This is a genomic window from Microcoleus sp. T3_A4 (assembly GCF_036700465.1).
Lineage (GTDB): Bacteria > Cyanobacteriota > Cyanobacteriia > Cyanobacteriales > Microcoleaceae > Microcoleus.
Window position 1 is genome coordinate 1 of the sequence record NZ_JAUBOY010000022.1, and the last position, 16,707, is coordinate 16,707.

Here is a 16,707-nt window from a genome sequence, read left to right on the forward strand (position 1 = left end):
AGTTAAACGGAAAAACTTTTTGACTCCAACTTTTCACAACTGATAAAAAAATTCCACACACATCTGCGGAATGTGGGATATTACGCTGTTGGTTTTGAAGCGGACGGAATTAGGCGTAGAAAACAAGTCACCACATCAAGCCGCCGCATTGGTTTAGAGCGATTGCCCATACGTCGAAAAAACCAACTTATGACATAAAACTGGAAAATAATCGTCGGGGCGATCGCCTGATCATTCAAATTTACGAAAAAGTGGTGAGATATCTCAAACGCAGCCCCCCAAAAGAGGCTGAATCTCAAGAGAACTTCCAAGCTGTAGTCAACTTATAAATTTCTATGATTAAATCTATCTAATGATATCTTGCATCAATGTAAATAAAGCGATCGATCGTGGGATGAGCGCTCAGTTTATTGACATTAGTGCTTTCGGCCAATTAAAACGATTCACTCAAAGCCTTTCTACATAGCGTAAGGCGCGCCAAGGCGCACCCTACGGGATCGATCTGCAAGGGTAATTCCTATTCCTCTCAAAGCTTTTTTCGAGCTAAAACAGCTTTATTCTATTTTTTCTGTGACTCAGAAACTTCAGCAATCAAATCGTCTTTATCAACTTTGGGTACAAAATCAGGGCGTTCTTTGGATTCCCAACCGGGGGGGCGCTTAGAGTTGTACCAGGCGATCGAGCCGATCGAAGCTGCGGCAATAAAGCCAACAACAAGAACTGCGATTGGAGCCGTCAAGCTGACACTTGATTCCGGCACTGGCTGCTGCATCAGCAGCTCAATCATTACTTGCCTGATGGGTGCAACAACAACTGCTATGGGGGTGGTCAAGCTGATATCTATCATTAGGCTAAATCCTTATCTACTCTACTTTTACATTATCTTAAGTGCTAATGCCCTTTTGTTGATATATCTGAAGACAGAAAAAGTGACAGAATTGCCGTCATAATGGTTAGAGCTTGAAAATAGGAGAGCTGATTTTATGCCGTTGCCGACAATAGCATTGCTGTTGGCTGCTAGTTTCAGCCTGGGTGCTTTACCGCTAACGGGATGGGCGGTGCGAGTGTTTACCCGCGGAGATTTGAGGGCGCTGGGTACGGGGAATGTGGGTGTGTCTGCTGCTTTCATTCACGGCGGGAAATTAGCGGGAATTGCTGCGGTGTTGGCGGAAATTGCCAGGGGTATTTTGCCGGTTTTGGCGGGGCGATTTTGCTTCCCGGATGCACCTGCGATCGCGATCGCCCTGTTAATTCCGCTAGTGGCGGGCAGATATGCGATCGCCCGAGGTGGAGGCGTGACCAACGCTGTTTGGGGTCTTTTGGTATTTTCGCCGCCGGTGGCTGTATCATCGGGCATTTGGGGGCTGCTGGTGTGGGGTTTGGCACAGCGCTGGTGGGGTGAGGGCGATCGGGCGAGACTCTTTGCTTCCCGTTGCGGGTGTCTGTGTACTCCTATCTGGGTTTGGGTGTGGGGACAATCAATGCCCGAATTTTTAGCAGCAACAGGATTAGCTTTGTTGTTAGCAGCAATTAATTTCAATCAGGGTGATGATATGGCTTTATCTAAATCAGAGCAATTGTTTTCTCTTGATGACTCCTTAGATGCTGCAATCTGCGGTGATAAAGCGGCTAAATTGTCTCAACTCAAACGCGCAGGTTTTAACGTACCTGCGGGTTTTATATTGCCATCGAAGGAAGAGGGAAGAGGGAAGAGGGAAGAAGGAAGAGGGAAGAGGGGAGAAGGAAGAAGAGATGACGAAAATGCCGATCGACTGTTAATCAGTAATTCTGTAATCCAAAATCTAAAATCCAAAATCCAAAATCGAATGATTGTGCGCTCTTCTGCTGCGGGAGAAGACGGCGATCTTAGTTCAGCGGCTGGACAATATCAAACTATTGGCCCTGTTTTCACTGAAGCAGAATTGCTCGACGGCATTAATCGCTGCCGCCAGTCTTATTGGACTTCCGAAGCTGTGGCTTACCGCCGACAGCGACAATTACCCGACACCCAAATGGCTGTATTAATTCAGCCTTATATTGACAGCCAATTTGCGGGAGTCATGTTCAGCCGCAATCCTTTAGATGGTGGTTCCCAGGTAATTATAGAAGCTTTACCGGGAGGAGCCGAAGCTGTTGTCGGCGGACAATGTACTCCGGTTCATTTAGAAATTGATTTTAGTCAACCTGAATTATTAGAAAAAAAATTAACTGAACTTCAAAGTAATTCAATTAGTGTTCAATCGATTTTAACAGAATTGGTGAAACAAGCCCAAGCGATTGAAGCATTTTTTCACGGAATACCGCAGGATATTGAGTGGAGTTGGGACGGGGAAAAAGTTTGGATTTTGCAAAGTCGCCCGATTACTAATTTGCAGCCATTCTGGACGCGAACAATTGCAGCAGAAGTGATTCCCGGTGCAATTCGTCCCCTAACTTGGTCGATTAATCGGCCGCTGACTTGCGGGGTTTGGGGAGAGATTTTTAAGGTGGTTTTGGGCGATCGCGCCAGTGGCTTAAACTTTAATGAAACGGCAACTTTGCTGGGTTCTCACGCCTATTTTAATGCGACTTTGTTGGGCGAAATTTTTCGGATGATGGGATTGCCGGAGCAGGGTTTGGAATTTTTGCTCAGAGGGCAAAAAATGGGCAAGCCACCTTTGGGGAAGATTTTGCCGAATTTGCCTGGTTTATGGCGTCTGCTGCAGCGAGAGAGGGCGCTGAATGCAGAATTTAAGGGCGATCATACTTCTATTTTCCTCCCGGCACTGCAAAAAATAGAGAAGTCAGTTGTCAGTTGGCAGTTGGCAGTTGACAGTAGGGAGTTGACAGTTGACAGTAGTAACAATGCCCAATGCCCAATGCCCAATGCCCAATGCCCAATGCCCGATTATCAATATTTAACGGAATTGTTGGAGAAAGCGGAGCAAATTCAGGAGTGGCTGAAACCGATTACTTACTACAATATATTAGGGCCGATAGGACTGGCTATTCGCAAGGCAATTTTTCGTGTTAATGATGACTGGCTGGCTAATGACAGCGCTCCTGAAATTGCTTCGGTGCGAGCTTTACAGCAGTTGGCTCAGAAACTGCGGCAAGCTGCTGTTTCGCAGCCTAACGCAACTGTTTCAGTCGCACATTTAGCACAGACATTTGCGGAAACTCCGGGTTTACAAGCAGAGTTTGAAAAGTGGCTTGATACTTACGGATATTTGAGCGAGGTGGGAACGGATATTGCTGTTCCTACTTGGCGAGAACAACCGGAAATTTATCAAAAGTTGCTAATAACTATGGCTCAAAAAGCCGAAACTAATTTAGTTGAAAAGCGTGAAATAGGATTAAATTTTTCGCAGAATTGGCGATTAGATAAATGTCAAGAAAGAGCGCTTGTCAAAAACGAAATTAGCGAAATTTACGCGCGGTTGTTGGCTCACCTGCGCTGGACTTTTTTGGAGATTGAAGCTTGCGGATTGGCAATGCAGGTGTTTCAGGAAAGCGGGGATATTTTTTATCTGGAATTTGGGGAAATTCAGCAGTGGATTCGCAGTGGCGCAAGTGTTTCTTTTCAGGATACAATTAGGGAAAGGCGCGATCGCCTGGTAGCCGATCGCGATCGCCCGATTCCCCCTGTAGTCTACGGCAATTTGCTGCCAAATTCTCAGAAAAGGGCGATCGACTCCGCAACATCGGAAACTAATATCATCCAGGGAATTCCGGCAAGTATTGGTCGTGTCGAAGGCTTTGTCAAGATTTGCCGCACCGCGAGCACGGATTTAGGAGAAAATGCGATCGCAGTAGTCCCATACACGGATGCAGGTTGGGCACCGCTGCTATTAGGAGCAAAAGCAATTATCGCCGAAGTTGGGGGCCAATTGTCTCACGGAGCAATTATCGCTCGCGAGTACAAAATTCCCGCCGTTATGAATATTTCTGAAGCTACAACTCGCTTGCGAGACGGTCAAAAAGTCCGAGTGGATGGGTATCTCGGCACTGTAGAATTGCTCGAATAAAAATAATGTACCAGGACTTACGCATAAAAACCCAAGAAACCGGGTTTTTGGCAGCTTCTGCCATCTGTAACATATTCTTGGGAAAAAACCCGGTTTCCGACCACCCGCTGCAATGCTTAGAAACCGGGTTTTTTAGGGTTTCGGCGGGCGACAGCGAAGAGACTCGAAAAAACCCAGTTTCTGGGCCGTGCGTAAGTCCTGTGTACATCTTCAAAACCCCAGTTTCTTGGAGAAACCGGGGCTCTAGAAATTTCCCAGTGATTGTTAATTATGTCTACTTAACTTCCGGGGTAATTCCTTCAGGTTTTGCTGTTGTCGTCAGAAATTCCAAAATTTGGTCAGGAGTTAACTTTGGATTCGCCTGAAGCATTAGAGCAACTACACCAGCAACATAGGGAGCAGCCTGAGACGTTCCCTGCAGGAAGCCATAACTATCTACGCTTCTCTGCGTAATCGGAATTGTAGATAAGACTTCATGGCCCGGAGCAACCACAAAATTTGTTGGTATCGAACCAGCAGGATTGGAAAAAACTGTCACCTGTTTGCCTGGAAAAGTTGTTACTGCTCCGACAGCTATTCCCAAATTATCGAAAGCATAAAATGCTGGAAAAGCTGGTTCGCTAGGGTTGAGTTCGTCCCGCTCATTGCCCGCTGCCATCACCACAAAAACTCCGCGTTGCTTGGCATATTCTAGGGCTTGTCGTACTTTATGCCAGTTGGCCGTTGGTCCGCCCAAACTCATGTTGATCACCTTTGCGCCATTGTTTACCGCATAGCGAATGCCATCAGCGATATTTTTATCTTCCCCACCTTTGCTGCCCAACACCCTAATCGGCATAATCTGAGCATCATAAGCAACCCCATTCATTTCGTAGCTGTCATTGGGAGAATTGATGTCAATTCCATTTCTTTTCGCCCCAATAATTCCTGCTACGTGAGTTCCGTGAAACCCATGCTGATCGTTTGAATCTGGGGAGACAGTAGCATCGCCATCCACAAAATCCCACCCATTTACATCATCAGTTTTGTTGTTGAGATCGTCATCAATACCATTGCCCGGAATTTCTTTAGGATTCCGCCAGATATTGCTCTGTAAATCGGGATGACCCAAGTCAAAGCCAGTATCCAGTACCGCAACTACAACACCTTTACCCGTGTATCCTGCTTTCCAGGCTGGGGCAACATTGATCAGGTTTAAGTCTCCTATGTTATTCAATTTAGCTGCACTGGTGAGCGGGTTAGCAGCATCCAACGGTTTACCAGTGGCCTTCGCAACTGCCGCTGCTGCATCCACCAGTCCGTAGCCAAACAAGCTGTTGAACAACTTATCTGTTGTCGGTGCAGCTAAGATGCTGAGGTTGTAGGGTGTGCTGCCTTCAAAAGAATTGACTCCGAGAAAATAAGTACCTGCCAACAAACCTTTAAAGGAAATTTCCTCTGGATTGTTGCCTTGCTGTTCAGGAACCCTAAGAATTTCACCAAAATCAACCTTGTTGTCTTTGTTGACATCCTGAAACAGCACTAAATCCGCATCTTTACCTGTCCCCATTCCCCGCAAGTTGACTTGAAGGTTGCTGGGCTGTGGGAGATCAAATTTGTAGAGTTTCGCAGGTTGGTTTTCATAAACAACGTTGTCCAACGAATACTTGATTTCGCCGCTAAATGCGCCAACAAGAGGAGTAGCTTGGTTCAGCAATAACTGAATTGGCTTGACAGTTATATCCAGGTTGTAGCTGGTGTTAGCTCCCGGTACACCCTGTTCAACGGAGACAAAGTATTTGCTGGGTACAAGAAAGCGATTTTCAATTACTTCTGACTGAGTTTCATAATTTAGGGAGCCAGAACCAGAGTCGATTTCGTCTGGATTCGGTTCACCATCGCCATTAGCATCCCTCACCAAGAATAAATCAGCGTCCGCACTCAAACCGTTGAGTTTCAACTTGAGACTACTGAGTGTGTCAGTGGTGAAAGTGTAAATATCTTGGATGTCGTTTTCACCTACGAAGCCATTCCGGCTAATTGAATTTTTCAGGGTACCGAGGTCTGTTACTCCTACTGCTGCTGCTTTTCGTTCGGTTTGGGGTACAAATCCGTCATTACCGCTACCACCAATTAGCGTGTCTCCACCCACATTGCTAACCGAACTGTCTTGGCCATCAGAACCTGTAAGTATGTCGCTGCCTTGACTACCGTGCAGCGAGTCTGTTCCTTGACCTCCAACGAGGGTATTGTTCCCAAAGTTGCTAGAGATGAAGTCATCAAAGTTCCTGCCCAATAGGGCATCGTTACCGCTACCTCCTAAGAGGAAATTCTGACCGCCACCGCCATCGATCGATTCTGGAGATACCGAACCAATCACAGTATCATTACCTTCTAAAGCCCGCAGTCCTCTGGTGAAGGGATTTAAAAGTCCTGGGGTTAGCCTGAAGTAATCAGAATTGGGAGTTAGATCGAAAAAATTACCGTCACTGCTGGAACCACTCATAATCAGATGCTCCTGGTCAGCTCAATAGGTACATTTTACTAGGGAAAAAGTTTCAACCCTGAAATCGCAAAGTTTTTTAATGATACTCAAAGAAAATTCATAGGACTCAGGCAACAATCCTATGGATAGGTTTAACCCCACATTCCGCAGGTTTTAACACTAATTGGGGATTTTTTGGTAAGAAATGGCTGTAATTATTTGTCTACAATTATTGCGCTGATATGTAGAAATATGAGTTTTTATTAAGGAGTGTTTCTTTGTTCTCAATAGTCATTAACTATCGAGAATATGTTGGCAATTAAATTCCTAGGATGACGTTTGATCGTCAACATATTTTTGACTATGTTAAGAAGTGCGGAATGTGGGTTTAACCACAGGGAATTGCCATACAAAACGCTATATAACGCAAATTCGACGCGGACGAGTGTAACGGTCAACATAGACTGTTTCTGAAGGTGAGTTTGACGGCGGAAATCCGAATTAATTAAAAGTGTAAATAGGAGCCTCTATGTCATACATACATAGCTTTTGAGCTGGGTATGTATAAGAATTAGGCTTGCTACTAAATTCACCATAAAATTAGCAACGTTGCGAGGGTAGTAAGGATTTTTTTTCTGAGAAACTAAACAGTAGAGTGAGGACTTCAGTCCTCACTACAAAACTATCGGGAACTGCTACTTTCCTACACTAAGAAATTCTGGACAACATAGTTCCCCACATTTCTACCCGCACTCAAGCCATTTACGTTAGCACTCATGAAATGGATGCCTCCGTAAATGCGACTCATGCCCGATTCGTCGGCCGCTTCGCTGAAGTTCTCGTAGGTTCGCAAACTGTTGACAGATGGATCTCCCCGATCGGCAAAGCCGTAATCCGAACCAAATACAGAACTCATAACAGGATCTGCAGCACCGCTAAAGGTACTGTGACCAGACGTGTACTCAGGGAACGGCGGAGTAGTTATCAGCGGAGTCCATAGGGGGTCGGCTGTCGTGTTGGGATTGTTGTCTGTGTCTGCTTGGCGAATAGCTGTCACCGGCCGCCACAAGTTGTACTCATACTTGGTATCCCAGCAACTAATAGCTGCATCGGCCAGAGCAATATTCAGCAGGGCGAACAAGCGGGCGCTATCTTCCAGGGATGTGCCGGTGAGAGTCGCTGTTTCTTCGGCGATTTGGTTCCAGTGGCCCGGAGGCGTAAACGTCCCAGCGCCGTTAGCCCAGAATTTGGCGATCACAGTTTGGTCTGGGGTGCGCGTAAGACTGTCACTTTTGCCGATTTCTTGGACGTAGTTAACTTCCTCTGCGTACTTGGCGCTGTCAAGGGCAGGCGGGCCGGCCGGGCGGAACTGAGAACCGCTAGTCATGGCAAAGGGAGTAACTTCTCCCCACTGTGGCGCCAGCGCGGCCGCAAGGGCAGGGGGAGTCGGCACCCAACTACCGGGTTCGGTTTTGGGGGTGTACTGCACTACTTGCGTGATGCCGTCTGTACTCCGCGAACTGATAATTTGGTCAGCAACTTGCTGTCCGAGGGCAATCCCGTCTTCTTTAGCTTTGCCATCGGTAATTTTAGCTAAAGACGATGCGTATACTTCGTTGAATGTGGCTGCTTGCGCTGGGTAGAGGCTGACTAGGGTGCGGTGGGCTGCGGCTGCTGTCGCGGCTTCTGCTGATGTGCCTGCTGGTGCATCTATGTTGACCCGGTAAGGGCTGTATTTTTTGCTGATCGAGTTAACAGCATCGTGAATGGCTGCGTGAACCATTGCCATGTTGCGGGAGGCGAGGGGAGGCGCGGTACTGGCTGTCCGCACTGCATTCAGCATGACTCCGTTCCACTCAATGACAGGGTTTCCCGATAGCTGATTTGTGAATTGGTCGCGGTTGATTGTGTTGCTGTTGACTCCCGCCAATACTACTAAATACTCGCCCGTGAGTTTGTCTTGAATTATAGTGCTGTTGCTGTTGGCGCCGGTGCCTTGCTGGATGTTTAAATCTTCAAAGCTGAGGCCGTCTAGCAATCGAATTTTGTCATTGCCGTTGCCGAAGTCGGCGATGTAGTCGGCTGTAGCTACAGTTGGGCCACCGCTGCCTTTAGCAATGGCAAATATATCATCGCCTGTGCCGCCGCTGATGGTATCGCTACCTACGCCTGCGTAGATGAGATCGTTGCCGGAATCGCCACTAATTAGGTCGCTGCCTTTGCCTCCCCAGAGGATGTCATTGTCTGCACCACCAACAATCGTATCGTTGCCTTGGTCGCCGCAGATTTTGTCTTTGCCTGCATCGCCTTCGAGATAGTCGTCTCCGCTGTTGGCATAAATTATGTCGTTGCCATCCAAGGCGTTAAATCTGTCTGGTTGGATGGTTCCTTCGAGATAGTCAAATTTAGAACTGGGGTTCAGGGATGCCATGTTTATTTATTGGATATTTTGATTAAAGCGCAAAGGTTCGTACCGTCTGTAGATGCTTAGGTGTATTTACCCCTGATTTAATAGTATTAAACTTTCTGGTTGATAAGTAAACGCCACAACCAAGGTTTATTTAATATTTAACGGGCTTTTTATGAAGTTTTGCGCTTTGAATTTGCGTAAAAATACAGACGTTGAAACTGCATTAGATACTGCAACGTTGTTAATTTTTTATAAACAAACGGTTTTTTTTATCTTTATCTAAAGATAATTTTTACCAGCATAAAAGGTGCGGATTGTGTAACTGAATAAGTATATGTTGATTAAGCACTTCTCAAAGCTGCGATCGGGTCGAGTTTGGCGGCTTGGCGGGCGGGGACAACGCCGAAGAAGAGGCCGACTGCACCGGATACACTGACCGCAAGGGCGATCGCCACGGGTGATATTCCAGCTTGCAATGGCGTGAAATTACCTACCAGCAAGATACCCCCGACACCTACGCCAGTACCGACGATCCCTCCGGCAGCGGATAAAATTACAGCTTCGACAATAAATTGAAACAAGATATCTTGTTGGGATGCGCCGATCGCCTTTCTGAGCCCAATTTCCTGAGTGCGTTCGCTGACAGACGCAAGCATAATGTTCATAATCCCAATGCCGCCGACTAATAGGGAAATGCTGGCAACAGCAGTTAACATAAGAGTCAAAGCGCCGGAAATTGCCCCCATTCTTGCCATTAAATCTTTTTGGTTTCTGACATTAAAATCATCTTCGTTAGTAATTTTGTGGCGCAATCTCAGCAGGTTTTCTACCTGAAATTGTGCGGCGTCCATTTGCAATTCATCTTTAATCGAAATAAATATCGACGTGACAGCCAAACCGTAGGGAGATTTGCGCCCGACTATGCGATTGGCCATTGTGGTGATCGGCACAGTGGCCGAGTTATCGTAATTCGTACCAAAAGATGTCCCTTTGGGCGCCAATACTCCAATTATTTCCATACTGACATTTTTGATCCGCACTTGTTCGCCGAGGGGGTTAACATGGCCAAACAGTTTCTCAGCCAATTCTGAACCGAGAACTACAACTTGATTGCTTCGTCTGACATCGAGATCCGTCAAATATCGCCCTTTAGCCATTTCAAAGTTTCGGACAGTGAGAAATTCTGGAATTGTGCCGAAAATTAGAGCCGAAACATTTTTGTTGCTGTAGCGAACAATCTCTGAACTGTTAAGTTCTGCTGACACGCCTTGAACGGAGGGGACTTGAGTTGCGATCGCCTTTGCGTCTGGCAATACGAGAGTTTGAGGCGCACTTGAGATGGCACTTCGCCTAGCGTTCGGTACTTCCGGCCTCACGATTAATACATTTGTACCGAGGGATTGAACTTCTCCTGCTACAAATTTTTGAGCTCCTTGTCCAATTCCAATCATTGCAATTACTGACGCATTGCCCACAATCATGCCAATCATGGTTAAACTGCTGCGAGTTTTGTTTGCTAGTAGTGTTTGGCCTGCCATTTTGACGCTTTCAATAAAATTCATACTTTCTTATGAGTTATTAGTTATGAATTATGAGTTATGAGTTATGAGTTATTTTTCTAACAGTCAACAGTCAACCGTCAACAGTCAACAGCAAACCGTCAACCGTCAACAAAGTAATTAAGCACTTCTGAGTGCCACAATCGGGTCTAGTTTAGCAGCTTGTTTGGCGGGTACGATGCCGAAGAATAAGCCGATGCTGCCGGAAACACCGACTGCAAGTGCGATCGCCATTGGGGAAACACTAGCTTGCAGGGGAGTAAAAGCAGCTACTAAAAGCACGCCGCCGATACCGAATCCAGTGCCGATCGCCCCGCCTGCTGCTGACAAAATCACAGACTCTATCATAAACTGAATCAGGATATCTTGCTGAGAAGCTCCGATCGCCTTTCTCAGTCCAATTTCCTTAGTGCGTTCGGTAACAGAAACCAGCATAATATTCATAATCCCAATGCCGCCGACAAACAGCGAAATTGCCGCCACGAAAGCCAACATCAACGTCAAACCACCAGTAATGTTGCCCAAAGTTTTCATTAACTCTTTCTGATTTCGGACAGTAAAATCATCCTCTTTAGTAATTTTATGACGCAATCTGAGCAAATTTTCTATTTGAAATTGGGCAGCTTGCATCATAGTTTCATCTTTAATAGCCACCGAAATAAATGTTACTTTTGTACCGTAGGGAGACGAGCGACCCACAATTCGATTGGCCATTGTTGTCAGCGGCAAATAAACGTTCATATCTTGATTGTCGCCAAAACTTGAACCTTTCGCCTGCATGACTCCAATCACTTGAAAGCTAGAATTTTTGATGCGAATGTATTGACCAACTGGCTGTGTATTGCCAAACAATTGTTCTGCTGCTTCCGATCCTAAAGCAACCACATTTTCTTGTCTTTCTAAATCTAATTTGTTTAAAAAACGACCTTGACCCACATCAAAGCTTCTGACTGTCAGAAATTCTGGAGTAGTTCCGACAATGGAAGACGAAACGTTTTTATTGCGGTAAGTAACGATTTGACTATCATTGAGAGTTGGTGCTACTTCTTGGACAGAAGGAACTTGAGATGCGATCGCCTCTGCATCTTCCACTACTAAAGTCTGGGGCGGAATCACCGGGCGGGTTTGCGCTTCAGGACTACCGGGAATAATAAATAGCAAGTTTGAACCCAGAGAGTTAACTTGTCCCTCGATAAATGTTTGAGCTCCTTCCCCGATACCGATCATCGAAATGACAGAAGCATTGCCGATGATAATTCCTAACATCGTCAAGGTGCTGCGAAGCTTGTTTGCCATCAAAGTTGTGACGGCCATTTTGACGCTTTCAACAATATCCATAATTCAATTTTGGATTTTAAATTTTAGATTTGGGATTCGATTTTGGTTATTGGAGGGCGGGCAGGATGCCCAACCCCTACTCCCCACAATCAAATTCACTCTTTGTGGAACAGGCATCTTGCCTGTTCTTAAGAATCAAATTCACTCTTTGTGAAACAGGCATCTTGCCTGTTCTTAAGAATGGTGCAAAATGTGAGTTATTAGGATATTCCTCCCATGCCCTATTTCTGATTCTTGATAATATCCTCTAATTTTTTACCTTGAGGAAGTTCCGTAAAAACGCGATCGCCCGCTGCGGCACCCTCCAAAATCTGAATCTTGTTGCCAATAGTCGATCCAACCGTAACAGGCTTAAACTTCGGCTGCTGTTTCTCATCGGGAACTAGCACACCCGTTTGACCTTTATTAGTCACAATTGCCACCGTCGGCACAACTAAAGCATTGCTCAGCTTTTGACCGACAAATCTCAAATCTACATTCATCCCCGATTGCAGCGAGTCTTTGCCCGTATCAATGGCAACTCGCACTTGAAATAGCGTCACATCCCGTTCCTTAACAGCTTCCGGCGCAATTAACTTAACGCGACCTTTAAACACTTTATCTGGATAAGCATCAGCTACTATTTCAACTTCTTGCCCCGGTTTAATTTGACTGATATCAGCCTCCGGGACTTTCGCCAAAACTTCCACATCTCTTGCGAGAGCGACAATCGATGTCGAAGTTGCCGAAGTAGCTTCCGATGCCGAAGTTGCCGGAGTTACAAAAGCTCCTTGGATGGCATATCTTTGGGTAATAACGCCCGCAAAAGGAGCGCGAACTTTCGTATCTTCTAACTGCACTTCTTGAAAGCGGACTTGAGCTTGAGCTTCGGCTAATTCAGCTTGAGCTTGAGCTATTTCTTCCGGGCGAGAACCGTTTTCTTGTGCCGCCAATTGGCTTTTTGCTTCAGCAACTGCTGCTTCGGCTTTGGCGATTTCTTCTGGACGGTTGCCGTTTTCTACTTGCGCTAATTTGCTTTTAGCTTCGGCAACTTCTGCTTCGGCTTTGGCAATTTCTTCCGAGCGCGTGCCGTTTTGCAATTGGTTCAATGCTTGCTGCTCGACTTGCACAGCCGCTTGCAGTTGCTGAATTTGCGACAGCCGATTTTCTTGTAGTTGTTGCAGGCGTCTTTGAGATTCTATTAATTTAGCTTGCGCTGTACGATTTTCTTTAATTAATTCATCCAGTTTATCTTTAGCCAGAGCACCTTCTTCCACTAGCGGTCGATTGCGTTCCACCCGTTGAGCAGTTAGTTCGGCTTGGGCTTTACTCGAGTCAATTTGCGTTTGTGCTTGGGCAATTTCTTGTTTGACACTGCCGGTTTGAGCATCTGCTAAACGAGCTTGAGCTTGGGCTAAACGAGCTCGCGCTTGGCTGACTTCTTCAACGCGGCTGCCAGCTCGCAGTCGCTGCAAGCCTGCTTGAGTTTGCTGCAAGCGGGCTCTGGCTCCTGCAACTTCTTCCACGCGGCTGCCGGCTTGGACTTGCGCGAGACTGGCTTCGGCTTGCTCTAAACGCGCTCGGGCGCTGGCGATGTCTTCGGATCGATTTCCTGCTTCGATTTTGGCGAGTCTAGCTCGCGCGCTGGCTTCGCGGGCTTTAGCTTGAGCGAGTTGAGCTTCTACATCGCGGCTTTCCATGCGCGCCACAATCTGTCCTGCTTCGACTTTATCGCCCTGTTCTACAAATAATTCTGCGATCCGGCCGGAGCCTTTGGGGCTGAGATTCACGCGCTGTACCGGCTGCACGGTGCCGCTCGACGTGATCCGCACCGTGAGGTTTTGCGCTTCCACCGGCACTGTCATAGTGGCGATCGCATCTACTTTCGGCTGCGATCGACTTTTTGCTATATATATGGTGGTCGGTACAGCTAGCAACCCGGCTGCAACCAACCCAATCGCCCACCGCTGCGGTTTGCGCGCGGGTTTCTTCGGAGACTGCTTTTGGGCGGTTTTGTTATCTGCAATTTTAGTCTCTGCGGTCTTGGTGTCTACAGTCTGAGTATCTTCCACCTTGACCTGAGCAGTTTCCTTTTTAGGGCTAACGATCATACCGACTCACCTAATTTAATCTCAGGATTACCTTAAAGGTAAAATTTTTGCTGATGCTTGGCATCGTCTTTCAGACTCATCCTATCGGGTGATTTAAAAAAAGTTCCCCAACCAGCACCTGTAAACAATTATAGCTAATCTTTGCAAGTTATTAAATAATGTTAAGTTTTTTCCGCGTAAAATGTGATCAATTATTCAGCAAGCCCTAGATATTGTACTCTATCATTGATGACAACAATTAAGAACAGTTGCTCTAAACATCAAACCAAAGAATTTCGTGGAAACTATCTCTTTCCCAAATTTAGACTGTCGTCCTACACCATTGCCCAACCCTGGCAATGTTACAGTAAAGGGAAAGTTTTTCTTTATTGGAGAAGAAAAATTTTTCCTCAAGGGAGTGACCTACGGTACTTTCTCGCTCGGTAGTCACGGTGCGCCTTTTCCAGAAAAACCTATGGTAGAGAAAGACTTTGCGCTGATGGCAGAGTTAGGGGCAAACTGTATACGCACCTATACCATTCCACCCGATTGGCTTTTGAATCTAGCGGCAACATACGGTCTCAGAATACTTATTGGTATACCTTGGGCTCAGCATATAGCCTTCCTTGACTCCTCTTCTACTAGAGCAGAGATTCGTCAGGCAATTGCCAAAGGGGTGAAAGCCTGTCGAGAGTATCCGGGTGTCTTTGGCTATTTGATTGGTAACGAAATTCCTTCGGATATTGTGCGGTGGCACGGTCCCAAGCAAATCCGTACTTTTCTTAAGGAGTTAATGGGGGTGGTAAAAGACGCAGATCCAAAGGCGCTTGTGAGCTATGCCAATTATCCCTGTACTGAGTATCTCAATATTGACTTTACTGATTTCTTATCTTTTAACGTTTACTTACATAGAGAAAAGGATTTCCGCAGCTACGTCTCCCGACTGCATAACCTGGCAGAAGATAAACCTTTGGTGTTAAGCGAGTTTGGTGTTGACTCAATCCGTGAGGGTACCCAATCCCAAGCCGAAATTCTCGCTCAAAAATTGTCAACCAGTTTGGATATGGGAGCAGCGGGGACGATCGTGTTTTCTTGGACTGACGAGTGGTTTACGGGGGGGTCTGCTATCGAGGACTGGGCTTTTGGTCTAGTGGATGCCCAACGGAGTAAGAAAACTGCGTTCCAGACAGTGCAACAGTATTACGCAGCACCTCTGCCACCAGCATTACCTGAGTATCCTCGCGTCTCGGTGGTGGTATGCGCGTACAATGCCGATCGCACTCTCGACAGTTGCCTAGCTTCTCTCAAAGAACTCAACTATCCGAACTACGAAGTTATAGTAATCAATGATGGATCGAATGATAACACTCTCAAAATCGCCAAATCTTATGACTATATCAAACTAATCAGCCAGGATAATAAAGGGCTAAGCGTGGCACGCAATGTGGGTCTAGCAGAGGCAACAGGTGAAATTATTGCCTATACCGACTCGGACTGCGTAGCTGATCCAGACTGGCTTACTTATATGGTTGCCAAGTTTCTGTCTTCAGGACTTTCGGCAGTGGGTGGACCCAACTTCCCTCCCCCAGAGAACTCTCTTGTCCCCTCCTGTGTTGCCGTGTCTCCAGGTGGGCCAACTCACGTCCTTTTGAGTGATGAAGTCGCTGAACACATCCCAGGTTGTAACATGGCTTTTCGCCGTGAGGTATTAGAGGAAATAGGAGGCTTTGACCCCATGTTTCATGCAGCGGGTGACGATGTTGATATCTGCTGGCGCTTGCAAGACAAGGGTTATACCATTGGCTTTAGCCCAGCAGCAGTAGTGTGGCACTTTCGGCGTAACACAGTTAAAGACTACCTTAAGCAGCAGCGCGGCTATGGTAAAGCAGAAGCTCTCGTATATTTCAAACATCCCTACCGCTTTAACCTGCTGGGACAATCCCAGTGGCTAGGCAGGATCTACGGCGACCTTTCCTCTAGTTTCCTCTCCGGTCAGCCTGTTATTTACTCTGGGGGTTTTGGTCGCGGGTTGTTTCAAACCCTGTATGAGCCTCCCGCCTCCTTCCTCTCTTATCTCCCTCTGACGCTGGAATGGAATATCGGAGCTGCCTTGTTGTTTATTTATTTAGTCTTGTCGGGTGGCAACCCGTGGTTAGGTATAGCACCGCTCTTTTTATCATGGAGCTACTGTATATCCGGTTCGCTACGGGCCCCGATGGATAGTCGTTTTCAGGGACTGCAAGGTCGTTTGCTAGTGGCATTGCTGATTTACTTAGGTCCTCTTGTACGCAGTTGGGAGCGCTACTTTTGGCGGAGGAAGGGACTTACCCAGGTGGAGCCGATCAAGTTTGACGAGCTAGTGCAAAAACCTGATATTTCTTGGCCAAAGCGATCGTTTTCCCTATCCTATTGGACCGAAATCGGGCTGGAAAAGGAGAGCCTGATTCAGGAAATCATGGACTTCCTCCTACCCCGCAAGTATTTTATTACCGTCGATCAAGGTTGGAGCAACTGGGATCTAAAGATTCATCAAGGATTTTTTCCCAGAGCGATGATTAAGGTTTGTAGCGAGAACCACGGGAGTAATAAGAGACTCCTGAGAGTGGAATCGGCACTGAAGCTGTCGCGAATGGGTACTACGATTCTGTGGGTTTGGTTTTTGGTGACCATCATCTCCCTGCTTCTAGGTCTAACAAAAGTAGCGCTCACTACGGGAGTAGGGGGTATAGTTAGCGGAACTATCATGATGTATCAAAATTTCTGCTTAGGGCGCACTATGTACCACGTACTAGAGATTGTAGCTAAGAAATTACAGTTAGTGCCAGCGCCCTCTATGAATGATAGGGTTGCACCCTAAACG

Annotated in this window: 8 protein-coding genes; 2 read left to right on the forward strand and 6 right to left on the reverse strand. The window is 46.6% G+C overall.

The genetic code is table 11. The features are described from left to right. Window positions 1–559: 559 nt before the first annotated feature. Window positions 560–772, reverse strand: coding sequence for a photosystem II assembly protein Psb35 (psb35, locus tag QUA07_RS13920; RefSeq protein WP_333326173.1), 213 nt, complete (start codon window positions 770–772; stop codon window positions 560–562). A 211-nt stretch (window positions 773–983) separates the two neighbouring features. On the opposite strand from psb35, the gene QUA07_RS13925 reads away from it, so the two are divergent. Continuing rightward, window positions 984–4,007: a glycerol-3-phosphate acyltransferase gene (locus tag QUA07_RS13925; RefSeq protein ID WP_333326040.1), complete on the forward strand. Its 3,024-nt coding sequence runs from the start codon at window positions 984–986 to the stop codon at window positions 4,005–4,007. A 274-nt stretch (window positions 4,008–4,281) separates the two neighbouring features. Here QUA07_RS13925 and QUA07_RS13930 read toward each other — a convergent pair whose 3' ends face one another. The 5 genes from QUA07_RS13930 to QUA07_RS13950 form a co-directional block, all read right to left on the reverse strand. Next, a complete protein-coding gene (locus QUA07_RS13930) occupies window positions 4,282–6,492 on the reverse strand; it encodes a S8 family serine peptidase (RefSeq protein WP_333326042.1) in 2,211 nt (736 codons plus the stop codon). A gap of 682 nt (window positions 6,493–7,174) precedes the next feature. Then, a complete protein-coding gene (locus QUA07_RS13935; protein WP_333326044.1) occupies window positions 7,175–8,902 on the reverse strand; it encodes a chemotaxis protein CheB in 1,728 nt (575 codons plus the stop codon). 320 nt (window positions 8,903–9,222) lie between these two features. Beyond that, a complete protein-coding gene (locus tag QUA07_RS13940; RefSeq protein ID WP_333326046.1) occupies window positions 9,223–10,443 on the reverse strand; it encodes an ABC transporter permease in 1,221 nt (406 codons plus the stop codon). A 117-nt stretch (window positions 10,444–10,560) separates the two neighbouring features. Then, window positions 10,561–11,778, reverse strand: a complete 1,218-nt coding sequence (locus tag QUA07_RS13945; protein WP_333326048.1) for an ABC transporter permease — start codon at window positions 11,776–11,778, stop codon at window positions 10,561–10,563. A gap of 221 nt (window positions 11,779–11,999) precedes the next feature. Further along, window positions 12,000–13,868: an efflux RND transporter periplasmic adaptor subunit gene (locus tag QUA07_RS13950; RefSeq protein WP_333326050.1), complete on the reverse strand. Its 1,869-nt coding sequence runs from the start codon at window positions 13,866–13,868 to the stop codon at window positions 12,000–12,002. Window positions 13,869–14,145: 277 nt separating this feature from the next. Here QUA07_RS13950 and QUA07_RS13955 point away from each other — a divergent pair, with 277 nt between their 5' ends. Then, window positions 14,146–16,704: a glycosyltransferase gene (locus QUA07_RS13955; RefSeq protein WP_333326052.1), complete on the forward strand. Its 2,559-nt coding sequence runs from the start codon at window positions 14,146–14,148 to the stop codon at window positions 16,702–16,704. Window positions 16,705–16,707 lie beyond the last annotated feature (3 nt).

Excerpts from the sequence above, each read along its gene's own strand:
- QUA07_RS13940 (WP_333326046.1), bottom strand. The coding sequence starts at position 10,443 with ATGAATTTTATTGAAAGCGTCAAAATGGCAGGCCAAACACTACTAGCA.
- QUA07_RS13935 (WP_333326044.1), bottom strand. The coding sequence starts at position 8,902 with ATGGCATCCCTGAACCCCAGTTCTAAATTTGACTATCTCGAAGGAACC.
- QUA07_RS13925 (WP_333326040.1), top strand. The coding sequence starts at position 984 with ATGCCGTTGCCGACAATAGCATTGCTGTTGGCTGCTAGTTTCAGCCTG.
- QUA07_RS13945 (WP_333326048.1), bottom strand. The coding sequence starts at position 11,778 with ATGGATATTGTTGAAAGCGTCAAAATGGCCGTCACAACTTTGATGGCA.
- psb35 (WP_333326173.1), bottom strand. The coding sequence starts at position 772 with ATGCAGCAGCCAGTGCCGGAATCAAGTGTCAGCTTGACGGCTCCAATC.
- QUA07_RS13930 (WP_333326042.1), bottom strand. The coding sequence starts at position 6,492 with ATGAGTGGTTCCAGCAGTGACGGTAATTTTTTCGATCTAACTCCCAAT.
- QUA07_RS13950 (WP_333326050.1), bottom strand. The coding sequence starts at position 13,868 with ATGATCGTTAGCCCTAAAAAGGAAACTGCTCAGGTCAAGGTGGAAGAT.